We start from the raw sequence: 24,121 nt of genomic DNA, 5'->3' as shown, positions 1-24,121 counted from the left end.
GATCGTTCGCTCCCTGACCTGGATAGCACCGCCGGCGCGGCCGGGGAAGGCATCGCGGCGATCCGCGCCGGTCCCGGCCGCGCGGAAACGTTTCCGTCTTGGGACTGTCATGCGCCCCGTGCTATTCAGGGCGCCCGTTTCCGCCCCTTGGCTGCATGCGTGCCGCGCACCGCCGCAGCCCGCTTGATGTGCGAGGTGCGGGCGACAGTCACACGCGGAGCCCGGCAGCAATGCGCGGCGACAGGCAGAGATGAACGACGAGAGCACGGACCGCCCGGCGCCTGCCGCCGGAAACTTCCTCGGTGAACTGCGCGCGCGCCTGGCGGCGCAGCGCTGGATGCTTGGTGCCGCCGTCGCTCTGGGTGTGGTTGCCTGGTGGCAGGCCGGGGTGACGCTGCCATTGGTGCTCGCCGGCATTGCGGTCATGGTTCTTGCCGCGCTCCTTGCGCCCCGTCGCCGGCTCCTCGTCGCCCGTCGGCTGCGCCAGTCCCGTCAGGTCTCCCCCTGGCCGGACACCGGCATGAAGCATCTTTCCGACGCGCTTCCCAATCCCTGTTTCATCGTCGACCGGCGCGGCATCACCCGTTATGTCAACCGCGCCGCGCGAATTCGTTTCGGCGATCCGCATCCCGGCGATCCGCTGTCCATGCGGCTGCGCATTCCTGCCCTCCTCGAGGCGCTCGACAGGGTTGGCGCCGGCGGTCCGGCACAGCGCATCGAATGGAGCGAGCGCGTGCCGATGGAAAGCTGGCTCGAGGCCTTCGTCGCCCCGCTGGCGCAAGGCGGGGAGGGCGGCGAGGCGAGTGCCGCGCCTCTGCGGTTCATTCTCGTGACCGTCCAGGACCTGACCGAGCAGCGCCGGCTGGAGCGCATGCGTGCGGATTTCGTTGCCAATGCCAGCCACGAGCTGCGCACCCCGCTCGCCTCGCTGACCGGTTTCGTCGAGACACTGCAGGGCCCCGCCCGCGACGACCCGGTGGCGCGCGAGCGCTTCCTCGCCATCATGCTGCAGCAGGGCGACCGCATGCGCCGGCTGATCGACGATCTTCTGTCCCTGTCGCGCATCGAGTTGAAGGCGCATGTGCAACCTGAGACGGTGCTCGACCTCGCGCCGCTGGTGCGCCACACCTGCGATGCCTTGACGCCGGTTGCCGACGAGGCCGGTGTCGCCGTCGAGGTGACGACGCCGCAGAGACCCTGCATGGTGCGCGGCGATCGCGACGAGCTGATCGAGGTGATCGAGAATCTCGTCGAGAACAGCATCAAGTACGGCGCTTCAGGCAAGCGGGTGGAGATCCGTCTGGCCGCGGGGGAGACCGCGCGTGCCGACGCGCCGGGCGTCTGGGTTCTTGCCGTTCGCGATTTCGGCCCGGGCATCCCGCCGCAGCACCTGCCGCGCCTGACCGAGCGCTTCTACCGCGTCGATGTCTCCACCAGCCGCGAGATGAAAGGGACGGGTCTCGGCCTTGCCATCGTCAAGCACATCCTCACCCGTCACAAGGCGCGGCTGGAGATAGAGAGCACGCCGGGTGAAGGAGCTTGCTTCAGTGTCAAAATTCCGGCGGCGACCATCGTCACCGAATTGGATGATGCCGAAAAAGTCGTTTGAAGACAGCGACTTGAATTGTCACAAAACTGATACTCAACGTTCATATAAGCATCACGGGGCGGGACTACGTTGCCCGTGACCTTGCAGGAATAAGTCTGCGGGGGGTCGAATTATTAATCCTGAAATCCAGGGAGAGATCAGGTGAACATCAAAGCTCTTCTCAGCGCGACCGCGATTGCCTCGGTTGCATTCGCCGGCGCCGCCGTTGCCCGCGACCAGGTCCAGATCGCCGGTTCCTCGACGGTCCTTCCCTACGCCTCGATCGTTGCCGAGGCTTTCGGCGAGAACACCGAATTCCCGACCCCGGTGGTCGAGTCCGGTGGTTCGGGCGCCGGCCGCAAGAAGCTCTGCGAGGGCGTGGGCGAGAACACCATCGACATCGCCAACTCTTCTTCGCGCATCAAGCAGTCGGACATCGACCTCTGCGCCCAGAACGGCGTGACGGAGATCCAGGAAGTCCGCATCGGCTATGACGGCATCGTCTTCGCCTCCGACATCAGCGGCAATTCCTTCGCCTTCACCCCGGCCGACTGGCACAATGCGCTGGCTGCCAAGGTGGTCAAGGACGGCCAGCTCGTCGACAACCCCTACACGATGTGGAACGAGATCCGCGCCGACCTGCCGGCCCAGCCGATCCTTGCCTTCATCCCCGGCACCAAGCACGGCACCCGTGAAGTCTTCGACGAGAAGGTCATCATCGATGGCTGCGAGGAGAACGGTGCGCTGAAGGCCATGGTCGACGCCGGCACCTCCGAGAAGGACGCCGAGAAGGCCTGCATGACGCTTCGCACCGACGGTCGCTCGATCGACATCGACGGCGACTACACCGAGACGCTTGCTCGCATCGCCGCCAACAAGGACGGTATCGGCGTGTTCGGCCTGTCGTTCTACGAGAACAACACCGACAAGCTCAAGGTCGCGACCATGAACGGCGTTGTGCCGACCACCGAGGCGATCGCCAAGGGCGAGTATCCGGTGTCGCGTCCGCTGTTCTTCTACGTGAAGAACGCGCATCTCGACGTCGTCCCGGGTCTGCAGGAGTACATCGAGTTCTTCGTTTCCGACGAGATCGCCGGCCCGAACGGCCCGCTCGCCGAATACGGCCTCGTCTCCGATCCGGAGCTCGCCAAGACCCAGGAAATGGTCAAGAACCGTACCCCGATGGGTCCGCTGAACTGACACTGAAGCACCCGGTGGCGCGGTTCTCGCGTCACCGGTTTTCTTCTGGCAGCTAGCGGCGGAAAGACCATGAATATTGGTATTCTTTTGCTGATTGTGCTGGGCATCTCGGGGCTCGGTTACTATTTCGGCAGGCAGCGCGCCCTTTCGCTCTCGGCGAAAAGTGGGCGCAGACTGCATTCTCTGCCTGGTTATTACGGGCAGGCGGTGGCCCTGTTCGCAGGCGTTCCGGCTCTTCTTCTGATGATCGCCTGGCTGTTCCTTCAGCCGCTTGTGCTGCACAGCCATGTCAGCGGCATGATCCCCGACAGCGTGATTCCCGAGGGAGGCGCGCGCAGCCTTGTCATGGCGGATGTCGAGCGTGTCGCTGGCGGACTGGATGCCCTGATGGAAAGCGGCGGCTTGGATGAGGCCGGGCTGGATCGGTTGAGGGCGGACTTCACCAACATGCGTTCGCGTCTCGCCGATGTCGGCGTTGCGGTCGGATCGGAGATTCCCGCCGAAGTGCTGGAGGCCGCCAAGGCGTTCAGAAACGGCCACAGCACCGGGCAAGCCCTCATGGCTGCTCTCGTCATCGCGCTCTCGCTTGGTCTGGGCGGTTGGTTCTACTTCCGCATCACGCCGGAAATGCGCGCCCGCAACACCAGTGAGACCTTTGTCCTGGCCCTGTTGATCGGATCGTCCTCGGTGGCCGTCCTGACGACCGTCGGCATCGTCGCCTCGCTGATGTTCGAAACGTTCAACTTCTTCAAGTTGTACCCGGCACAGGACTTTTTCTTCTCCACCGTGTGGAATCCCCAGTTCCGTGGCGGGTCCGATCTCGGCATCCTGCCGCTCTTGTGGGGCACTCTCTATGTGTCCTTCGTGGCGCTGTTCTTTGCGGTGCCGATCGGCCTGATGATCGCGATCTACCTTTCCGAGTATTCGGGCAAGGTGCTGCGCGGCTTTGCCAAGCCGGCGATCGAGGTGCTCGCGGGCATTCCGACCATCGTCTACGGTCTGTTTGCCCTGATCACGGTCGGTCCGTTCATTCGCGACTGGATTGCACAGCCGGCCGGGCTCGGCAGTTCGTCCTCCTCGGTGCTGACCGCCGGGCTGGTGATGGGCATCATGTTGATCCCCTTCGTCTCCTCCCTCTCGGACGACATCATCAACGCGGTTCCGCAGGCGATGCGCGACGGGTCCTATGGTCTCGGTGCGACGCAGTCGGAGACGATCAGGCAGGTGATCCTGCCCGCAGCGCTGCCTGGCGTGGTCGGTGCGATCCTGCTCGCGGCCTCCCGTGCCATTGGCGAAACCATGATCGTGGTTCTGGGTGCCGGCGCCGCGGCGAAGCTCGACCTCAATCCCTTCGAGGCCATGACCACGGTCACCGTGAAGATCGTCAGCCAGCTCACCGGTGATACCGAGTTCGCCAGCCCGGAGACGCTCGTTGCCTTCGCGCTCGGTCTGACGCTGTTCGTCTTCACGCTCGGACTGAATGTCATTGCCCTCTACATCGTCCGCAAATATCGGGAGCAGTACGAATGACCGACGCGACAATCCCTGCCGCTGCCGGTTCGGTCGCAAGGCCGGCCCCGAAGATGTCGCTTCTGGCGGCCGACGCCCGCACCAGACGTCGCAACGCCTCCGAAGCCAGGTTTCGCATGCTCGGACTGGCCGCCGTGATCCTCGGTGTGCTCGCCCTGCTCGGGCTTCTCACCTCGATCCTGTCGAACGGACTGTCGTCGTTCCAGCAGACCTATGTTGCGCTCGACGTCTATCTCGACCCGGCACGCCTCGACAAAGCCGGTGACGGGGATCTGGAAAAGATCGCGAAGGTGTCGACCTTCGGCTACGCGCCGATCATCCAGAAGGCAATGGAGGACAAGCTGGCTGCCGTTGGCGTGTCTGTCGACGGGCTTTCGTCCAAGGACGCGGCCGAACTGATCTCCAAGGAAGCGCCGGCGGAACTGCGCCGCTACGTTCTCGCCAATCCGGAACGGATCGGTGACACCATCCCCTTCAACCTGCTCGCCTCCGGCCGGATCGACGGCTACTACAAGGGGCGCGTGTCGATGGCGAGCGCCGAGCTCGACCGGAACGTCTCGCCGGAGCAGCTCCAGCTTGCCGACAAGCTGAAAGACGCCGGCGTGCTGGTCACCCGCTTCAACTGGGACTTCTTCACGGCGCCGGATGCATCCGACACCCGTCCCGAGGCCGCGGGTCTGGGCGTGGCCATCCTCGGCTCCGCCTACATGATGCTGGTGGTGCTGGTCCTGTCGCTGCCGATCGGTGTCGCCGCGTCCATCTACCTGGAGGAGTTCGCCCCGAAGAACCGGTTCACGGACATCATCGAGGTGAACATCGCCAATCTTGCGGCGGTGCCGTCCATTGTCTTCGGCATCCTTGGCCTTGCCGTCTTCATCAACTTCGTCGGCCTGCCGCAATCGGCACCCATCGTCGGCGGCCTGGTGCTGACGCTGATGACCCTGCCGACGATCATCATCGCCACCCGTGCTTCGCTGAAGGCGGTTCCGCCGTCGATCCGCGATGCGGCCCTCGGCGTCGGCGCGTCGAAGATGCAATCCATCTTCCACCACGTGCTGCCGCTCGCCATGCCGGGCATTCTGACCGGCACCATCATCGGCCTCGCGCAGGCATTGGGCGAAACCGCGCCGTTGCTGCTCATCGGCATGGTGGCCTTTGTCCGCGAGTTTCCGGCGGCTCCGCCGGAAGGGTTCTTCGATCCGGCCTCCGCGCTGCCCGTCCAGGTCTACAACTGGACGCAGCGTGGCGACCCGGCCTTTGTCGAGCGTGCCTCGGGCGCCATCATCGTCCTGCTCGTGTTTCTCGTTCTGATGAACCTCATTGCGATCATCCTTCGTCGCCGGTTCGAGCGTCGCTGGTAAGGGAGACCTGGAACCATGAACCAATTGCTCAACGCCGATAAGGTTGTCGCCATGCCTGACTCCAAGATTTCCGCCAAGAAGGTCCAGGTCTTCTACGGCGAAACCCATGCCATCAAGGATGTCGACCTTGAGATTGCAGAAAAGACGGTGACCGCCTTCATCGGCCCGTCCGGCTGCGGCAAGTCGACCTTTCTGCGCTGCCTCAATCGCATGAACGACACGATCGACGTGTGCCGGGTGAAGGGTGACATCCTGATCGACGGCGAGGACATCTACGATCCCAAGGTCGACCCGGTGCAGTTGCGCGCCAAGGTCGGCATGGTGTTCCAGAAGCCGAACCCTTTCCCCAAGTCGATCTTCGACAACGTCTCCTACGGGCCGCGCATCCACGGTCTTGCCCGCAGCAAGTCGGCGCTGGACGAGATCGTTGCCTCGAGCCTGCAGAAGGCGGGCCTGTGGAACGAGGTCAAGGACCGGCTCGACGAGTCCGGCACCGGGCTTTCGGGCGGCCAGCAGCAGCGCCTCTGCATCGCCCGCGCCATTGCGGTCAATCCGGAAGTGATCCTGATGGACGAGCCCTGCTCGGCACTCGACCCCATCGCCACCGCAAAGGTGGAGGAACTGATCGACGAACTGCGTGAGAACTTCACCATCGTCATCGTCACCCACTCGATGCAGCAGGCTGCCCGCGTGTCGCAGCGCACCGCCTTCTTCCATCTCGGCAACCTTGTCGAGGAGGGAGAGACCAAGGAGATCTTCACCAATCCCCGGGACAAGCGCACCCAGGACTACATCACCGGCCGCTTCGGATAATTTCCGTCAGGTCGCGGTTTTCCAGGCGGGGTGTGGCGCAGGTGATGCGCCCCCCGGCGCAGACAGGGCGGGAACGCCCGATGGAGAAGAGACATGAGCGAACATACCGTGTCCTCCTTTGACGAGGAACTGAAGGAGATTGCCGGCCGCGTGTCGGAAATGGGCGGTCTTGCCGAGGTGATGCTGAACGATGCCATTTCCGCGCTGGTGCGCATGGACAAGGAGCAGGCGCGCCGCGTCATCGCCCAGGACAAGCGCGTCGATGCGCTCCAGTTCGAGGTCGAGGAGCAGGCGATCCTGATCATCGCCCGCCGCCAGCCGGTCGCCAGCGACCTGCGCGACGTGATTTCCGCCATGCGCATCTCCAATGACCTGGAGCGCGTCGGCGATCTGGCCAAGAACATCGCCAAGCGCGTCATCGCCATCGAGGGCAGCTTCGATTCCAAGAAGTTCGCGCTCGGCGTCGAGCACATGGTCGAACTGACCCAGGTCCAGCTCAAGGACGTGCTGGATGCCTATGGCAGCCGCGACGCGACCGCCGCCGCCTCGGTGCGCGACCGCGACGACGAGGTCGACGCGCTCTACACCTCGATCTTCCGCGAGTTGCTTACCTACATGATGGAGGATCCGCGCCAGATCTCGATCTGCGCCCACCTCCTGTTCTGCGCCAAGAACATCGAGCGCATCGGCGATCACGCGACCAACATCGCGGAGAACGTCATCTACATGTCGACCGGCGTCCTGCCGACCGACGAGCGCCAGAAGGTCGACGAGACCGGCGTCGAGGCAGGCGCGGCCTCCTGATGCAGACAGGCGGTGCCGGTGGACGATTCTTCCGGCGCCGGCATATGGCATGACAAGAATGTCCGGAGGCCGCGGCGCGTGCCGTTGGCCAACCGGGCGGGTCGAGTGTACGAGGTTAGCGGGAATGCCGAAGGTTCTGATTGTCGAGGACGAAGAACCTCTTATCATGATGCTGCGTTACAATCTCGAAGCCGAGGGATACACGGTCGAGACCTGCATGCGCGGTGACGAGGCCGACATCCGCCTGCGCGAAAGCCAGCCGGATCTCCTGCTTCTCGACTGGATGCTGCCGGGCCTGTCCGGCATCGAGCTCTGCCGCCGGCTGCGCTCGCGGGCCGAGACCGAGCGCCTGCCGGTCATCATGCTGACCGCGCGGGGCGAGGAGTCCGAGCGCATCCGGGGGCTTGCCACCGGTGCCGACGACTATGTGGTCAAACCGTTCTCCATCCCCGAGCTGATGGCCCGGGTGCGGGCCATGCTGCGCCGGGCCAAGCCGGAGGTCGTTTCCTCGCAGCTTCGCGCGGGCGATCTCGAGCTTGACCGCGAGACGCATCGCGTTCGCCGGTCGGGTCGCGAGATCCATCTCGGTCCGACCGAGTTCCGCCTGCTGGAATTCCTGATGACCTCTCCCGGGCGCGTCTTTTCGCGCGAACAGCTTCTCGATGGCGTCTGGGGACATGACGTCTATGTCGACGAGCGCACCGTCGACGTCCATGTCGGACGGTTGCGCAAGGCGATCAACCGGGGCAAGTCGCCGGACCCGATCCGCACCGTGCGCGGCGCCGGCTACGCTTTCAACGACCAGTTCGCCGCCGCCTCGTAAGGCGGTCGCCGCGCCCGGTGAGGTCCGCCGTTCGGCCTCTGCCGCATGATGCCGCCCATTTGCCGCACACGAAAAAGCCCGCCGCGATGAACGCTGGCGGGCTTTTTTTCGTTCAGGTCGGACCGGACCGGACCGGGCCTGGTTTCGTTTGAAGCGTCAGCCGGTCGCGGCGCTGCGGTCGCGGCGGCGGTCGCTCGCCGGCTGATAGGCGATGCGGCAGTGATAGGCGCAATAGGGCGCTCCGGCGGTCGACTGGTGGCCGCAGAAGTAGAAGTCGTCCTTAGACGGATCGCCGATCGGCCATTTGCAGGTGCGCTCGGTCAGGGTCAGGATCGTCGCCCGCTTGGCGATCGGAACCAGTTCGGCGACCGGCTTTGCCTGCGGCGCGGGAGCGGCCTGCGGAGCCGTCTCCATCTTCAGTGCCGTCGCGCCGATGGTCTGCGGACCGGCCTGCGGCCGGGTCTCGGTGCCCTGCGGCGTCTCGGCCTGGCTGCCGGCGGTCTTCACCGGCTTGCTGCGGGCCTTCTGGCTGTTGGAGGGCGCCTTGGCGCGGCCCGAAAGCCCCAGCCGGTGCACCTTGCCGATCACCGCATTGCGGGTCACGCCGCCGAGCTCGGCTGCGATCTGGCTGGCGCTCAGGCCATCGCTCCAGAGCTTGGCGAGAAGATCGACGCGTTCGCTTGTCCAGGACATGCGCATGACTCCGTGTTGGATCGGGCTCCGACATCTGGTTAATAAACGGTTATCGGCACACCTTGAGGGCGCCCCGCTCATTGCCGGATTTTGAGGCTTTTGTGAGTCGTCTACACGAGATGTCGTATTTCTTGATACCAAAACTACAATATGCCGCGTTTTGAGTGCAAGATGCAGGTCCGATTCACCTGGGGATTGATCTGGTTTTCCCCAGGAAAGCAGCCGGACCCGAGCCGGCCGGCCGGCTGCGCGTCGCGCCAATTCCATTGACTTTCCCGCATCTGCGAGGTGTATAACGGGGCTTCCTGGTCGTGCCGCCTCTCGTGGGCGGCATATTGCTTTGCGGCCCGCCCTTTTCAAGGCTGGCCACAGAGGCCGGGAGGCGTGCCCGCACGGGCATTGCCGGTACCTGTCGACCGCGGGCCGGGTGATCCGGGCGCGGATCCGGGCGAAAGGCCCGCAACGAGGAGCTGGACGGACATGGAAGCGTCATCTCTCTATCAGACCTACAGCCGTGCGAACCTGTCGTTCGCGCGTGGCGAGGGTGTGTGGCTGGAGACCGCTGATGGCCGACGCTTTCTCGATTGCGCAGCCGGCATCGCGGTGAACTCCCTCGGCCATTGCCATCCCGCGCTGGTCGCCGCGCTCGAGGCGCAGGCCGGCAAGCTCTGGCATGTCTCCAATGTCTACGCCATTGACGGCCAGGAAGAATTCGCCCGCAAGCTGACCCAGGCAACCTTCGCCGACCGCGTCTTCTGCACCAATTCGGGCGCGGAGGCGCTGGAATGCGCGATCAAGACGGCGCGGCGCTATTTCTATGCCAAGGGCGAGCCGGACCGGGTCGACATCATCACCTTCGAAGGGGCTTTCCACGGCCGTACGCTGGCGACCATCGCCGCCGGCGGGCAGGAGAAGTATCTCGAGGGCTTCGGACCCAAGGCGCCGGGCTTCGTCCAGGTTCCTTTCGGCGATCACGAGGCGCTGCTGGACGCCATCGGCGAGACCACGGCCGGCATCCTGATCGAGCCGATCCAGGGCGAGGGCGGCGTCCGTCCGGTGCCGACGGAATATCTGCGCGAGCTGCGCAAGCTGTGTGACGACAACGGCATCCTGCTCATCCTCGACGAGGTGCAGACCGGCGTCGGGCGTACCGGCAAGCTCTTCGCCCATGAATGGGCCGGCATCACGCCGGACATCATGGCAATCGCCAAGGGCATTGGCGGCGGCTTTCCGCTCGGTGCCTGTCTTGCGACCGAGGAAGCTGCATCCGGCATGAAGCCCGGCACCCACGGCACCACCTATGGCGGCAATCCGCTGGCCATGGCGGTCGGCAACGCCGTGCTCGACGTGGTTCTCACTGAGGGTTTTCTCGAGGAGGTCCAGAAGAAGGCGCTGATGCTCAAGCAGAAGCTTGCCGGCGTTGTCGACGGACATCCGGCCGTTTTCGAGGACATTCGCGGCAAGGGCCTGATGCTTGGCCTGAAATGCCGGGTCACCAACACCGATCTTCTCGCCCGCTTCCGCGAGGCCGGGTTGCTGGCGGTCGGGGCCGGGGACAACGTGCTGCGCATCCTGCCTCCGCTGACCATCACCGAGGCGGAGATCGGGGAAGCGGTGTCGCGGATCGAACAGGCGGCCACCGCCATGGAAAGCGGACTTGAGCGGGGAGCCGCCGAATAATGACCATTCAGCCACGTCATTTCCTCGACCTCACGGATGTCGGGGAGGAGGATCTTCGTTTCATTCTCGACGGCAGTCGTCGCATCAAGCAGGCGCGCGGCCCCGTGCGCGTCTCCGGGGACGGCCCGCTTGCGGGCCGCGTCCTCGCGATGGTTTTCGAGCAACCCTCGACGCGAACCCGCATCTCCTTCGATGTCGGCATGCGCGAGCTCGGCGGCGAGACCCTGATGCTGACCGGCGCGGAAATGCAGCTCGGCCGCGGCGAGACCATCGCCGACACGGCGCGTGTGCTGTCGCGTTACGTCGATGCCATCATGATCCGTATCCTCGATCATGACGCGCTGCACGAACTGGCGGAGCACGCCACCGTGCCGGTGATCAATGGCCTGACGAAGCGCACGCACCCGTGCCAGATCATGGCCGATGTGCTCACCTTCGAGGAGAAGAAGGGCAAGATCTCCGGCCGCTCGGTTGCCTGGACCGGCGACAGCAACAATGTGCTCGCCTCCTGGGTCCATGCGGCGGCCAAGTTCGATTTCGAGCTGCGCATCGCCACGCCCGGCCAACTGGCACCCCCGGAAGAGCTGATCGCCTCCGCGCGCCGTGCGGGCGCGGAGATCCGCGTCACCGACGATCCGTTCGAGGCGGTGAAGGGCGTCGACTGCGTCGTCACCGATTGTTGGGTGTCGATGGGCGATGATGACGGCGACCGTCACAACCTCTTGAAGCCCTATCAGGTCAATTCGCGCCTGATGGGCGAGGCCGACCGCGACGCGATCTTCATGCATTGCCTGCCCGCGCATCGCGGCGAGGAGGTCACGTCGGAGGTCATGGACGGACCGCAGTCGGTCGTCTTCGACGAGGCGGAGAACCGGATGCACGCGCAAAAGGGCATTCTTGCCTGGTGCTTCGGAGCATTGCAGGGCGCATGACATGAGCGTGCAGGACGAACTTGAACGGCTTGGCGTCGCCCCGGCCGGGCGCGATGCCGTGCTGCCTTTCGCCGTCGAGCCGCTCGACGTGCGCGGCCGTGCCGTGATGCTCGGCCCGATCCTCGATCGCATTCTCGACCGGCACGACTATCCGGCGCCTGTCTCCCGGCTCCTGGCCGAGGCGACGACGCTGGTCGCCCTGCTTGGCACCTCGCTCAAGTTCGACGGACGCTTCACCCTGCAGACGACGACGGACGGCCCGGTTTCCATGCTGGTGGTCGACTTCCAGACGCCGGACGGGCTGCGCGCCTGCGCCCAGTTCGACGCGGAGGCCGTCGCCGAGGCGGAAGCGCGCGGCGCCACCGATACGCCGTCGATGCTCGGTCGCGGCCATCTCGCGATGACGGTCGACCAGGGCGCGGCGATGAACCGCTATCAGGGTATCGTCGCCCTGGACGGCACCACCATGGAAGAGGTGGCGCACCAGTATTTCGCCCAGTCGGAGCAGATCCCCACCGTGGTGCGCATTGCCGTCGGCGAGATGCTCGACCGGCAGCCGGGCGCCGCGCCGCGCCACTCTTGGCTGGCTGGCGGTGTGCTCGCCCAGTTCCTGCCCGACGCACCGGAGCGCATGCGTCAGGCCGACCTGCCGCCGGGCGATGCGCCGGAAGGTGTCGGGGAGCATTTCGTCGAGGAGGATGACGCCTGGCGCGAGGCCCGCGCTTTGGTCGAGACGCTGCGGGATTCCGAACTCGGCGATCCGGAGATGAGCGCCGAGCGTCTGCTTTTCCGGCTTTTCCACGAGCGCGGCGTTCGCGTCTTCGCGCCGCAGCCGCTTGCCGACCGCTGTCGCTGTTCCGACGCCCGCATCCGCTCCATGCTGAAGGGCTTCACCGAGGAGGAGCGCACCGACATGACCGTCGATGGCCGTATCGAGGTGACATGCCGCTTCTGCAACACCCGCTACGACTACGAGGCCGGCGAGTTCTGACGCCTCCGCCTTACTCTGCCTTCGGCAGCGTCGGTGTGCCGGAGCCGACATCGACCGTACCTGATCCAACCTCGACGGTTCCTGATCCGATTTCCGCCGGTCCGGACGCGATCGGCACGGTGCCGCTTGCCGGCGGGCTCGGCGGCAGAGGCGCGGGAGCGGTTGCGGGGGGCGGATCCGGGTAGAGGACCGGGTCGGGACCGACCGGGTTCATCCAGCCACGGCTTGTCTGTTCGGCGGACGGGCCTGACTTGTCCTTGCCTTTGGTTCTTCCGGCAGGGCCCGGTGTCGTATGGTTCTTCGCCATGCGCGTATCCTCCCTTGGTCGACGGCTGACCCCATTCTGGTTGCATTCGCGCCATGGTGAAATGCGCTGGATCAAACCGCTGCAAAGAGCGCGGAGGGCCTGCAGTCGGTCGCGGAAGGTCGCAGACCGCGCTGCGGCCACATTTTGATACACTCTTCACCTTGCAAGGCATCCTTGCCGCTTCAATAGTCTCGGACGGTGCCTTGTGCGTGCGGCCCCGCCGCATGCATGCGCGAAGCAATCCAGACCGTGCCCGTGTCCCTATAAGGATGCGAGGCGCGCCAGAAAGCCGGCGAGTGGACACGGGCGAGTGGACAAAGGGCGAGTGGACGAAGGGCGAGTGGAAAAGAGTGTCATGCTGAAATCCGTCGAGGATGTCTCGCAATCGTCAAAGGGCGATGTTGCCTTCGAACGGCCGCAGCCCCGCGCGCGCTCCCGCCGACGCATCGGCGTCCTGGCGCTGAAGGCCCTGCTTCAGGCGCTGATCGCGCTTGCCGTCCTTGGCCTGGCCTATCAGGGCATGTCGCGGCTGATCCTCGCCAAGGATCCGGTCCCGGTCCGTCAGGCGCGCGAGACCACCTATATCGTCGAATTCCAGCAGGTCGAGATCCGCGATCACACGCCGCTGCTGTCTCTTTACGGCGAGGTTCTTGCGGCCCGCACCGCGGAGTTGCGCACCCTCGTTGCCGGCGAGATCGTCCGCGTCAATCCGCTGCTCGAGACCGGCTCGGTGATTGCGGCCGGTGAGGAACTCGTTGCCATCGACCGCTTCCAGTATGAGGGAGCGGTCACCGAGGCGCGCGCCAATCTGGCCGAGGCCCGCGCCGTTCTGGCCGAGGCGCGTGGCCGCGTCGCCACGGAGGTGGGCAATGTCGAGCGGGTCCGCGAGCAGCTTGCTTTCGCCGAGCGCGACCTGGAACGGGCGTCCCAGCTTCGCGACAGCGGCGCGGTCACCGAGCGGACCCTCGACGAGCGCCGGTTGCTCGTCTCCCAGCGAGCCCAGGCGCTGGAGCAGCGGCGCAACGCGTTGACCGTCGAGACAGCCCGGGTCACCCAGCAGGAAGCGGCGATCGAGCGGCTCGAGTGGCGTCTCGAACAGGCACGGAAAAACCTCGACGACACAGTGCTGAAAGCGCCGTTTTCCGCCGTTGTGCGTTCCGAGAACGCCGCCATCGGCCGGATCGTCGGCGTCAACGACGTGGTGGCGACGCTCTATGACCGCGATGCGCTGGAGGTTCGCCTCACCCTGTCCGACAATCAGTACGGCCGCATCCTTGCCGACAGTGGCACCGTGGTCGGACGGCCGGTCGAGGTGCTTTGGTATATCGGCGGCACGCCCGTCACCTATTCCGGCGAGATCCGGCGCATCGGCGCCGATGTCGCGCTGCAGCGCGGCGGTATCGATGTCTACGCCCATGTTACCGTGGCCGAGGGCCAGACCGTGCTGCGGCCCGGCGCCTTCGTCGAGGTTCGCCTTGATGACCGGACCTATCCCGGCACCGCGCGCATTCCCGAAGGCGCGCTCTATGGCACGGATCATGTTTTCGTCGCCGTTGACGGTCGCACCGTGCGGCGCGACGTCGAGGTCGTCGCCTTCGACGGGACCGACCTGATCGTGCGCGGCGATCTGCAGGACGGCGACCGGCTTGTCGCCACCCGGCTTGACCAGGCCGGCGAGGGCATCCTCGTCGCCGAGCCCTCGAACCGCGCCCCGGCCGGCGGCGGCCCGGCCCCGGCCGGCGAAACCCGGCCCGGCGGGAACCAGTGACCATGCGCGACACCGGCTACGTTCCCAAGAGTGTCATCGGCCATTTCCTGCGGCATCACAACGCGGCCAACCTGGTCATGGTGCTGATGATCCTGTTCGGCGCCTTTGGCCTCGCCCGGCTCAATGCCGAGTTCTTCCCGCAGATCGTCATCGACCGCATCTCGGTGTCCATCTCCTGGCCCGGCGCCAGCGCGGAGGACGTGGAAAAGAACATCCTGCAGGCGATCGAGCCAGAGCTGCGCTTCATCGACAATGTCGACGAGATGGTCTCCTACGCCCGCGAGGGATCGGCCTCCGTGCGACTGGAATTCCTCGAGGGCGCCGACATGCAGAAGGCGCTGTCGGATGTGGAGCAGGCGATCGCCGGCGTGACGACGCTGCCGGAGGATTCCGAGACCCCGAACATTTCGCTCGCCAACTGGTTCGACCGTGTGGCGCGTGTCGCCCTTCGCGGGCCCTTCAGCGAGGACGCGCTGAAGAGCTACGCCCGCCAGATCCGTGACGACCTGATCGCGCGCGGCATCGACAAGGTCACCTTCACCGGCTTCCGCGACACCGAGTTCGTGGTCAAGGTTCCCGAGCGCGAGCTGCGCCGCCTCGACATGACCCTCTCCGACATTTCCGAACGTGTCGCGGCCAACACCCGCGACCTGCCGTCCGGCAATCTCCAGGGCGGCGTCGAGCGGCAGGTGAGGGCGGTTGCCGACACCACCTCGCCGGAGGCGATCAGCCGCATCGTCGTCAAGTCCTTCCCCAGCGGCGAGAAGGTCGAGCTGCGCGATGTCGCCGAGGTCTCGCGTTCCTATGACAAGGACCAGGTGATCGGCTATTCCGACGGTCTGCGCGCCGTCGAGCTGACGGTCGAGCGCTCCGCCCAGGCCGACCAGCTCAAGGTCAACGCCATTCTCGACCGCTACCTCGCCGAGATCGGCCCGCGCCTGCCGCAGTCGCTGGAGCTGGTCAAGTACGAGGTCCGCGCCGAGGGCCTCAGCCAGCGCATCATGATCCTCGTCGAGAACGGCATTTCCGGCCTCTTCCTCGTCGTCATCGTGCTCTTCGCCTTCCTCAACGCGCGCATCGCGCTGTGGGTGGCGGCCGGCATACCCGTCGCCATCCTGGCGACCGTCGGCATCATGTGGGTCTCGGGCCAGACCATCAACATGATCTCGCTTTTCGCACTGATCATGACGCTCGGCATCATTGTCGATGACGCCATCGTCGTCGGCGAGCACACCGCGACGCGCGTCGCCATGGGCGACAGTCCCTACGCCGCGGCGGAGGAGGGGGCGGGGCGCATGCTCTGGCCGATCGTCGCCGCCTCGACCACGACCGTCGCGGCCTTCCTGCCGATCATGCTGATGGGCGACACGATCGGCCAGATCATGGGCGCGCTGCCGCTCGTCGTCATCGCCGTCGTCATCGCCAGCATTGTCGAGTGCTTCTTCGTGCTGCCGGGCCATCTCGCCCACTCGCTGTCGCGGGTGCCGTCGTGGAGCTGGTGGCGGGTGGTGCTGCTGGCCGGCGCGCCGGCGCTGTTCGTCATCGGTCTTGCCGGCCGTCCGGACATTGCCGTGCCGCCCTGGCTCGACTGGCTGGCCGTGCCGGCCCGCGACGGGCGTGCGGCGCTTGGCGAGATCGGCTTCGACGTTGTCGTGCTCGGGGTCTTCTTCGTCCTCGCCGCCGCGCTGGAGTTCCTGTTCCTCGTCCTGCGCCGCGTGCGCGCCCGCAGCCCCTATGACGAGCGGCCGGGCTGGTTCCGGCGCGGCTTCGACGCCGGCTTCGGCTGGACCCGCGACGTGCCCTTCCGCGGCCTTGTGCGCATCGCCTACGACTGGCGCTATGTCACGGTCGCCGTCGCGGTCGCCACCTTGTTGCTGACCGCCGGGCTGATACGCGGCAACCATGTGGGCTTCCGCTTCTTCCCCTCGCCGGAGTCCGAGAACATCCGCGCTTCCGTCGATTTCGTCGCCGGCATTTCCATAGAGGACGCCGAGGCCGCCCTGCTTCGCGTCGATGCGGCGCTGCGCCAGGCGGAGGAGCGTCTGACGGCGGACAATGGCGAGAAGCTGGTTGTCGCCTCCTACGCGACGCTCGGCCAGTCCGGCTACAATCGCGGCAACAACGTCGCCAGCATCGACGTGCAGCTCACCGCTTCCGAGGCGCGCACCATCCGCACTCCGGAGATCATCCAGGCCTGGCGCCGGGCCTTGCCGGACATTCCCGGCACCAAGCGCGTCGCCGTCTTCGAGCGGCGCGGCGGTCCTCCGGGGCGCGATCTCGACATCCGTCTGATCGGCGAGGACATCACCGCGCTGAAACAGGCCTCGCTCGAGCTGCAGGAGCTGCTGACCGCCTATCCCGGTGTCGACGGCGTCGCCGACGACCTGCCCTATGGCAAGCCGGAACTGGTGATCGAGCTCAGCCCGCGCGGCCGGGCACTCGGCTTCACGGTCGAGAGCGCCGCCCGCCAGATCCGTGCCGCGCTGGAAGGCACCATTCCGCGCCGCTTCGCCCGCGGCGAGGAGGAGATCACCATCCGTGTCCAGCAGGAGCTTGAGCTTGGCGGCGGCGGCGCGCTGCGCGACCTTGCGCTGAAGGCTCCCGGCGGCACCTTCGTGCCCCTGACCGAGGTGATCACCCTCTCCGACCGGCAGGGCTTCTCGGTGATCCAGCGCCGCGACGGTCGCATCACCATCTCCGTTTCGGCCGATGTCGATGCCGACGTCACCTCCAACATCCAGATCGTCGAGGACCTGGAGACCGGCAAGATGCAGGAGATCGCCGGGAAATACGGCGCCGACTACCGCTATTCGGGACGCGAGGAGGAACGGCGTGCCGCCTTCTCCGACCTGCAGCTCGGCACGGTCGCGGCGATGGCGATGATCTACATCATCCTCGCGGCGATCTTCGCCAGCTATTTCAAGCCGCTGGCGGTGATGTCGATCATTCCGTTCGGGGCCGTCGGTGCGGTCTTCGGCCACTACACGATGGGCTACGACCTGACCATCCTGAGCTTCATCGGCCTGCTCGGCCTCTCAGGCATCCTGGTCAACAACTCGATCATCCTGGTCGACCGGTTCGAGGACCGCGTCAAGGAAGGCCAGTCGGTCGCCGATGCGGCGGTGTCCTCGGCGCAGGACCGCCTGCGGGCGGTGCTGCTCACCTCGCTGACGACGATCGGCGGCCTCGCGCCGCTGCTCTTCGAAACGAGCCTGCAGGCCGAGTTCCTGATGCCGATGACGATCACCATCGTCTTCGGCCTGTCGACGGCAACGGTGCTGGTGCTGGTGCTGGTGCCGGCCCTGATGGGCATCGGCGACGATATCGCCCGGCTCGTGTCGACCTCGCGCGAGCCGCGCTCGGGCCCGGGCGACGATGTCTCCGGCCCGCCCGCCCGCATGTCCGGCAGTGGCGGCGTTCCGGCGGAATAGGGTCTCCGGCGCCGGGCCCTGACGAACCCGCCCGCCGCCCTTACGCGGCCGACAGCTGCCGTGCGAACTCCGCCGCCATGGACGCCGCCCTGGCGAGGTTCCCGTCCCGGGTGGCCGGCCCGCATTTTCCAGCGGACGCGCAGCGTCACGCGTCGTGAAAATGCGGCGGAAATCCTTGCGTTGCCGGCGATTACGCGGCTGACAGCTGCCGTGCGAACTCCGCCGCCATGGGCGCCGCCCTGGCGAGGTTCCCGTCCCGGGTCGCCGGCCCGCATTTTCCAGCGGACGCGCAGCGTCGCGCGTCGTGAAAATGCGGAGGAAATCCTTGCGTTGCCGGCGATTACGCGGCCGACAGCTGCCGTGCGAACTCCGCCGCCATGGACGCCGCCCTGGCGAGGTTCCCGTCCCAGGTCGCCGGTGACGCCCCGCGCGGGGCAAGGTCGTGGTTGCCGTCCTCCAGCCAGTCGATCCGCACGTGCTCCGGCAGCGCCTTGTCTGCAAGCTCCGCCGCGCTGCCGAAACCGTCGCGGTCGCCCTGCGCGATCAGCACGGGTCGCCGGGCGCCCTCCAGCGGCGCCATGCGCCAGTCGTCGGGCTTGCCCTGCGGATGGAACGGGTAGCCAAGGCAGACGACGCCCGCGACCCGCTTGGGCAGCGATCCGCCGGCCGTCAGGATTGCGGCGACGCGCCCGCCCATCGACTTGCCGCCGATCAGCACCGGCCCGTCCGTCTGCGCCAGCACCGCCTGCAGCGCCGCCTGGTATTCGCTGACCAGCAGCTCCGCCTTGGGCGGCGGCTTTTTCGGCCCGCCATTGCGCCGCGCTGCCATATAGGCGAACTCGAACCGGGCGACCGCCAGCCCCGCCGCCGCCGCGTGGCCGGCGAAACGGTTCATGAAGCCGGAATCCATCGTTCCGCCGGCGCCGTGGGCAAGAAGCAGCGTCGCCACGGCCGGCGTGTCGCCCTCGGGGCGGGTCCAGAGAAACTCGGTCATGCGTGGCCTTTGGTCGCGATCTGTTGACATGTCGTGTGGGCGCCTATCTCACGGCGTGAGGTAAGGTGCAAGCACGCATGCATGGACTGCGCGCCCGGTTCCTCGACCGTATCGGACTTCAGTGCCCCACGATGTGCAGGCTGGATCCAGGACAATCGCGACCGGAGCGGTATCAGGTTGCAATGTCTCCCCAGACGACACACGCGGCCCTTCCGACGCCGTATTTCGCCCGTTTGTTCGGGCGTCGGGTTCACCGTTGAATGGAGCGATTGTGAGAGAGCTTCTTCTTGCATTGCTGTTTGCAGCGCTCCTCCCCGTTCCGGTTCGCTCTGCGCCGGGTGAGGCAACGGGAGAGCAGGTGGGCCCGCGGCGCAGCGTCACGTCGGAGTCGTCTGAAGTCGGCGGTTCCCGGCGCATAGGAACTTACAACCCCTTCCATTCCTGTAGCCTTCCGGAGGTTCCCGAAGGAGCGCAGGTCGTCTTCGTTGGAACGCGCTATGCCGAAGCCCTGTCAACTGTCACAGTTGTCGGACAGGATCGGATTACGGGGGCAGGGCGCCTCATTGTCGAGGATGGAGCGGCGCCGCTCTATGTGGTTGCTGCTTCGGCGGCCGGGATGATCTGGACCATCGAGGGCAGTGTCGGGCGCATCAGCCGTTTTGTCGGCATCGCCCCTGATGGGCACGCAGGACTTACCGGCTTGCCCGCAGACAAGGTGTCCTGGCGGAATTGCCCAGATCTCTCTGGCGACCACTGGCTTCCCGAGAACACATTGAGGGGGCCGTTTCAGGAGGCCTTCTCGACCCGCTTCAAGGGGCAGATGCCGATATTCATCGGTGTCCGGCAACTGGTAACCGTCCACGTGCCTTCCGGGCGTCACGAAGCGGGGCGGCGCGCTCATGCAGGTAGTCCGTCTGGCAATCTCACCGAAACACAGTTCAAGCGGTTCTATCCCGGTGGCGTGCGCCAGATCGACCCCAAGGCCGTCGTCTCGCCGGTGGAGGTCGCGGCATACGAGGTGCTGCCGAGCTTTGCCGGCCTTCTGCAGCTCACGCGGGAAGGCAGGGTGGAGGTCACCAGCGACGGCTACTACAGGATCGTCAAGCCGATCCCACGGTTTCCGGCGGGACTTTCGGGGGCTTTCAGCGTCAAGTGGATCCTCTCCAAGGGAATGGCGATTCCTCCCGGCGATCCGTCGCACTCGCCCGTCTTTTCCGAGGAGACCGGCGAGTGCGTCGCCGGCGCCCTGTGCCGAATGTCTCGCGATCTAAAACAATAGAGCTGCCCGATGCACAGGCGAACCCGTTCGTGGCCTTTGGTCGCGATCTGTTGACATGTCGTGTGGGCGCCTATCTCACGGCGTGAGGTAAGGTGCAAGCGCGGCTCTTGCCGGCGGGCCGGAAATCCGCCCGGCGAGGTCCGGTACGGGCACGTTTGGCGGACAGGCAGGGGCGGGAGCCAGGAATGAGTGAAGCGACGGTCAGGCTGCTGCTGTTTCTCGGCATCTTTGCGACGATGGCGCTGTTCGAGCTCGCCCTGCCGCGCCGCGAACTGATCTTCTCGCGCGCCCGCCGCTGGACCACCAACCTTGCCATCGTCGCCGCCGACACGGCCGTGCTCAGGATCGTCTTCCCGATGGCCGCCGTCGGCGTTGCCCTGTGGGCGGAAGCAGGCGGCTACGGCCTCTTCGCGCTTGCCGGGCTGCCCCTGTGGCTTGCCGGACTGCTCGGCTTCGTGCTGCTCGATTTCGCCGTCTGGGCCGAGCACTGGGCCTCCCACAAGATCCCGCTCCTCTGGCGCATCCACAAGATGCACCACGCCGACCGCGACATCGACCTGACCACGGCCCTGCGTTTCCATCCGCTGGAGATCGTCATCTCGATGCTGTGGAAGGCGGCGATCGTGCTTGCCTTCGGCATTCCGCCGGTCGCCGTTCTGGTCTTCGAGGTGGTGCTCAACGGCGCGGCGATGTTCAATCACGCCAATGTCCGCCTGCCGCTTGCCCTTGATCGCTGGTTGCGGCTCGTCCTCGTCACGCCGGACATGCACCGGGTGCACCATTCGGTCATCCGGGCGGAGACCGATTCCAATTACGGCTTCAACCTTGCGCTCTGGGACCGGATTTTCGGCACCTATACCGACCAGCCGCGCGAGGGGCACGAGGGCATGACGATCGGCCTTGCCGAATACCAGGACGAGAAGCCGACCGGCATTCTCTGGTCTCTGGCGCTGCCCTTTCGTCCCGTGCGCCGGTCCGAACCGGCTGTTGCCGGGGCGGAGCCGGACGTGACCCTGCCGCGCGTGGCCTCAGTAAAAACCGACGGGAAAGTAGCGTAGATAGAGTTCGGAATAGACGCCGTTGATCTGCAGCCGGTTGAGCGCGTGGTCGACGGCTGCCTGGCGCACGCTGTCCTCGGCGCGGAAGGCAATGGCCATGCCCCGGTCGAAATAGCCCGGCTCGATCCATGGGCCGCCGGCGAACGTGCAGCAATCGCCGGAGGTCGTGCCGTTCAGCCAGAACGACAATGACAGTCCGTCGCCGAAATGGGCGACGACCTCGTCGGTGCCGAGTGCGGCGCGCGCCTCTGTCGCCGTGTCGTAGGCGAGAATTTCGGCATCGGCGAAATACGCCTTCAGGAAAGCTTCGTGGACGGTTCCCCCGACCACCGATATGGGCTTTCCGGCAAGCTCCTCCGGTGTCGGATCCATCTCCTTGCCCTTCAGAACGGCGAAGCGCGCCGGCAGGCCGAGATAGCGGTCGGAGAAGCGCAGCGTCTTCACGTTGGCCTCGGTCGGGGCAAGCCCGGCGATGATCGCATCGCCCTCCTCACGCACCAGCGCGGGCACCAGCGCGTCGAAGGACTTGATGCGCAGCGAGCAGGCCGCGTTCATTTCCTCGCAGATGGCCCGCGCCAGGTCGATGTTGAACCCGGTCAGCCGCCCGGTGCCGTCGCGAAACGAGAACGGGGGGAAGTCGTCGCTCGCCAGGAAGCGGATCGTCTCCGGTTCGATCAGCGGGCGGTCGCCGATGCTGCGCGGGTCCCAGAAGTTGGGCACCGTCACCGGCATTGCACCGGCATCCTGGCTCAGCGGGCCGAGATCCTGTGCGCTCGCCGGGCGGATCTGGGAAAGCGGACCGAATGCAACCGAAATGAAAGCAAGGGTTGCAAATACGAAGGTTCTGCTATCAAATTGCATCAGTATTTTGGCCGTTTGTCGGGGGGCAGGCTGCATGGGGGCGCTGGCGCCGGTTGTTTCGCTGTCCGGTCTTCCGGGGCATCCTTTGTCACCACAGGTCCTGTCAGTGCTTGCTTGCTTGCAGCCGCATCACCGGCTGCGGTGTCCGCCGCATCGGGTCCGGCAGCCCGGCTGATGGTCGAGACCCTGCGTTCCGAACCCGCCGCTGCGCCGGATATCGGGGCGATTCTATCACATGCCCATACGGGATCGTCCAGCCGAACCGTCACTGAGAGGCGTGGTACGTCCGGGCCGCCCGTCGGTCAGGCTGTGCGGCAGCGTGTGGAACTGCCTCCGGAAATCGCCCTGCTCGGCCGGCGCGGCTTTCCCGTGAGCCTGTTGAACGCGCTGGCCGGGCGGGCCGGGGGCTCGCCGGCGCGTCTTGCACGGCTCGCCGTCGAGCGGGGACTGGTTTCGCCCGAGGCCTATTATTGCGCGCTTGCCGAAAGCCTCGGCCTGCCATTCCTGCCCGAGGGCGCGTTTCGCGCCGATTTCTCGGCCCGGTTTCCGTTGCCGCCAGGGGCTGCCGGGCCGGTCTTTTGCGGCCGCAACGCCCTTGGGGAGCGCCTCGTGGTGCTTGCCCCGCTTCCCGAGACGGTGCCGGCGATCCGCGCCCTGCTGCGGCGGGCACCTGGCCTGGCGCGCCGTCTTCGCATAGCCACTCCCGCCGGGGTTGCCACGGCGGCCCGCATGGCTGATCCGGCCATGCGCCTTGCAGTCGAGACACCCGGTCTGAGCGCCCGCCACCGGATGACCCCGCAGCAATGCGCCCTCGGTACGGCGCTGTTCGCCGCGCTTGCGGCCGGCCACTTCCTGTCGTTGAAGATGATGGGGGTCGCTCTTTCTGTGGCGGTCACGGTGCTCGGCATGCTGCCCGGCGCCGTGCGCGCGCTTGCCGGCGTGTCGCGGCCCCGTGCGCGCACGCCTGTCCGTCTGCTTTCCGGCAGGGAACTGCCTGCCTATACCGTGCTCGTGCCGCTCTACCGCGAGGCCCGTGTCGCGGCCAGCCTCGTTGCCCATCTGGCGGCGTTCGATTATCCGCGCGACCGGCTGGAGGTGCTGTTTCTGCTCGAGGAGGACGATGCGGAGACGGCCGCCGCGCTGGAACCCGAGCTTGCCTCCCATATGCGCATTCTCGTCGTTCGCGGGGCCGGACCGCGCACCAAGCCGCGCGCGCTGACGCACGGGCTCGAACAGGCGCGCGGCGAGATTGTCGCCGTCTATGACGGGGAGGACAGGCCGGAGCCGGACCAGCTCCGTCTTGCCGCATCGCTCTTTGCCGAATTGCCCGGCTGCGTCGCGGCATTGCAGGCGCATCTGGCCATCGACCATCGCAGCGCGCGGTTCTTTCCCCGCCAGTTCCTGCTGGAATATTCCGGCCTTTTCGATTGCCTTCTGCCCTGGATGGCGGCGCGTGGCTGGCCGTTTCCGCTTGGCGGCACGTCCAACCATTTTCGCCGCACGGCGCTTGTCGCGGTCGGCGGCTGGGACCCCTACAACGTGACGGAGGACGCGGATCTTGCCATTCGTCTCTGCCGCGCCGGCCATGGCCTCGAGATGCTTGCCTCCACCACGTTCGAGGAGGCGCCGCTCACCTGGCGTGCCTGGCACGGCCAGCGCACCCGCTGGCTGAAGGGCTGGCTGCAGACGCTTCTCGTCACCTTGCGCGATCCTCTCGCCCTTGCCGGCGAGATGCGCCGCACCCGTCTTGCCGTGCTTTTGGTCTATCTCCTCGGCATGGTGGTGACGCTCGCCGCCCATCCGGTTTTCGTCGTCATCCTGCTGCTTTACGGCTCGGGCCTTGCCGACTTGCAATTCTATGCCGACGCGCTGACCGGCGTGACCTTCACGCTCGCCGGTGTCAGCGTGGTGCTGTGCTATGCCAGCATGACGCTGCTCGCCATCGGCGGCTCGGCGGCCCGCAACCGCTTGCCGGCCCTGCATGACCTTCTGCTCATTCCGGTCTACT

19 protein-coding genes are annotated in these 24,121 nt (G+C 66.2%); 15 read left to right on the top strand and 4 right to left on the bottom strand.

Annotation, left to right across the window (positions count from 1 at the left end):
• The first annotated feature begins 250 nt into the window (after positions 1-250).
• From ACN0T5_RS13925 to phoB, 7 genes are all read left to right on the top strand, one after another.
• Complete coding sequence (locus tag ACN0T5_RS13925) at positions 251-1,609, top strand: ATP-binding protein (protein WP_417769206.1); 1,359 nt, start codon at positions 251-253, stop codon at positions 1,607-1,609.
• 141 nt (positions 1,610-1,750) lie between these two features.
• Complete coding sequence (locus ACN0T5_RS13920) at positions 1,751-2,788, top strand: substrate-binding domain-containing protein (RefSeq protein ID WP_417769205.1); 1,038 nt, start codon at positions 1,751-1,753, stop codon at positions 2,786-2,788.
• Between the two features lie 69 nt (positions 2,789-2,857).
• Complete coding sequence (gene pstC / locus ACN0T5_RS13915) at positions 2,858-4,318, top strand: phosphate ABC transporter permease subunit PstC (RefSeq protein WP_417769204.1); 1,461 nt, start codon at positions 2,858-2,860, stop codon at positions 4,316-4,318.
• Positions 4,315-5,679, top strand: coding sequence for a phosphate ABC transporter permease PstA (pstA, locus tag ACN0T5_RS13910; protein ID WP_417769203.1), 1,365 nt, complete (start codon positions 4,315-4,317; stop codon positions 5,677-5,679). The genes pstC and pstA overlap by 4 nt, the downstream gene beginning before the upstream one ends.
• Positions 5,680-5,730: 51 nt before the next feature.
• Positions 5,731-6,492: a phosphate ABC transporter ATP-binding protein PstB gene (pstB, locus tag ACN0T5_RS13905; RefSeq protein WP_417769202.1), complete on the top strand. Its 762-nt coding sequence runs from the start codon at positions 5,731-5,733 to the stop codon at positions 6,490-6,492.
• Between the two features lie 93 nt (positions 6,493-6,585).
• Positions 6,586-7,296, top strand: coding sequence for a phosphate signaling complex protein PhoU (phoU, locus tag ACN0T5_RS13900; protein ID WP_417769201.1), 711 nt, complete (start codon positions 6,586-6,588; stop codon positions 7,294-7,296).
• 124 nt (positions 7,297-7,420) lie between these two features.
• Positions 7,421-8,119, top strand: a complete 699-nt coding sequence (gene phoB / locus ACN0T5_RS13895) for a phosphate regulon transcriptional regulator PhoB (protein WP_417769200.1) — start codon at positions 7,421-7,423, stop codon at positions 8,117-8,119.
• A 156-nt stretch (positions 8,120-8,275) separates the two neighbouring features.
• Here the strand turns inward: phoB and ACN0T5_RS13890 are convergent, their stop codons facing one another.
• Entirely contained in the window at positions 8,276-8,812 is a 537-nt protein-coding gene (locus tag ACN0T5_RS13890) for a GcrA family cell cycle regulator (RefSeq protein ID WP_417769199.1), read from the bottom strand.
• Positions 8,813-9,292: 480 nt separating this feature from the next.
• Here ACN0T5_RS13890 and ACN0T5_RS13885 point away from each other — a divergent pair, with 480 nt between their 5' ends.
• The 3 genes from ACN0T5_RS13885 to ACN0T5_RS13875 are packed head-to-tail and all read left to right on the top strand — an operon-like array spanning position 9,293 to position 12,415.
• Positions 9,293-10,492, top strand: coding sequence for an aspartate aminotransferase family protein (locus ACN0T5_RS13885; RefSeq protein WP_417769198.1), 1,200 nt, complete (start codon positions 9,293-9,295; stop codon positions 10,490-10,492).
• Positions 10,492-11,424, top strand: coding sequence for an ornithine carbamoyltransferase (gene argF / locus ACN0T5_RS13880; RefSeq protein ID WP_417769197.1), 933 nt, complete (start codon positions 10,492-10,494; stop codon positions 11,422-11,424). Before ACN0T5_RS13885 ends, argF begins: the two co-directional genes overlap by 1 nt.
• Position 11,425: 1 nt before the next feature.
• Positions 11,426-12,415, top strand: coding sequence for an Hsp33 family molecular chaperone (locus ACN0T5_RS13875; protein ID WP_417769196.1), 990 nt, complete (start codon positions 11,426-11,428; stop codon positions 12,413-12,415).
• A 10-nt stretch (positions 12,416-12,425) separates the two neighbouring features.
• On the opposite strand, the gene ACN0T5_RS13870 is transcribed toward ACN0T5_RS13875, so the two are convergent.
• Complete coding sequence (locus ACN0T5_RS13870; protein ID WP_417769195.1) at positions 12,426-12,722, bottom strand: hypothetical protein; 297 nt, start codon at positions 12,720-12,722, stop codon at positions 12,426-12,428.
• Between the two features lie 355 nt (positions 12,723-13,077).
• Between ACN0T5_RS13870 and ACN0T5_RS13865 the strand changes: the two genes are divergently transcribed.
• Together ACN0T5_RS13865 and ACN0T5_RS13860 are read left to right on the top strand one after the other, a co-directional pair.
• A complete protein-coding gene (locus tag ACN0T5_RS13865; protein WP_417769194.1) occupies positions 13,078-14,490 on the top strand; it encodes an efflux RND transporter periplasmic adaptor subunit in 1,413 nt (470 codons plus the stop codon).
• Positions 14,491-14,492: 2 nt separating this feature from the next.
• The gene (locus tag ACN0T5_RS13860) at positions 14,493-17,921 is read left to right on the top strand and encodes an efflux RND transporter permease subunit (RefSeq protein WP_417769193.1); all 3,429 of its coding nucleotides are present in this window, start codon (positions 14,493-14,495) and stop codon (positions 17,919-17,921) included.
• 340 nt (positions 17,922-18,261) lie between these two features.
• Here ACN0T5_RS13860 and ACN0T5_RS13855 read toward each other — a convergent pair whose 3' ends face one another.
• Positions 18,262-18,915, bottom strand: a complete 654-nt coding sequence (locus ACN0T5_RS13855; protein WP_417769192.1) for an alpha/beta family hydrolase — start codon at positions 18,913-18,915, stop codon at positions 18,262-18,264.
• A gap of 616 nt (positions 18,916-19,531) precedes the next feature.
• On the opposite strand from ACN0T5_RS13855, the gene ACN0T5_RS13850 reads away from it, so the two are divergent.
• On the top strand, positions 19,532-20,194 hold the full coding sequence (locus tag ACN0T5_RS13850; protein WP_417769191.1) for a hypothetical protein: 663 nt from the start codon (positions 19,532-19,534) through the stop codon (positions 20,192-20,194).
• A 185-nt stretch (positions 20,195-20,379) separates the two neighbouring features.
• Positions 20,380-21,252: a sterol desaturase family protein gene (locus tag ACN0T5_RS13845; protein WP_417769190.1), complete on the top strand. Its 873-nt coding sequence runs from the start codon at positions 20,380-20,382 to the stop codon at positions 21,250-21,252.
• Here ACN0T5_RS13845 and ACN0T5_RS13840 read toward each other — a convergent pair.
• On the bottom strand, positions 21,223-21,984 hold the full coding sequence (locus ACN0T5_RS13840) for a transporter substrate-binding domain-containing protein (RefSeq protein ID WP_417769189.1): 762 nt from the start codon (positions 21,982-21,984) through the stop codon (positions 21,223-21,225). The genes ACN0T5_RS13845 and ACN0T5_RS13840 overlap by 30 nt on opposite strands.
• Positions 21,985-22,434: 450 nt before the next feature.
• Here ACN0T5_RS13840 and ACN0T5_RS13835 point away from each other — a divergent pair.
• On the top strand, positions 22,435-24,121 hold a 1,687-nt coding region (locus tag ACN0T5_RS13835; protein ID WP_417769188.1), incomplete at its 3' end, for a glycosyltransferase family 2 protein.

The organism is Stappia sp. (assembly GCF_048261845.1).
GTDB lineage: Bacteria > Pseudomonadota > Alphaproteobacteria > Rhizobiales > Stappiaceae > Stappia.
The sequence above is the reverse complement of the archived record's forward strand: the minus strand, read 5'-3'. Positions and strand labels throughout refer to the sequence as shown.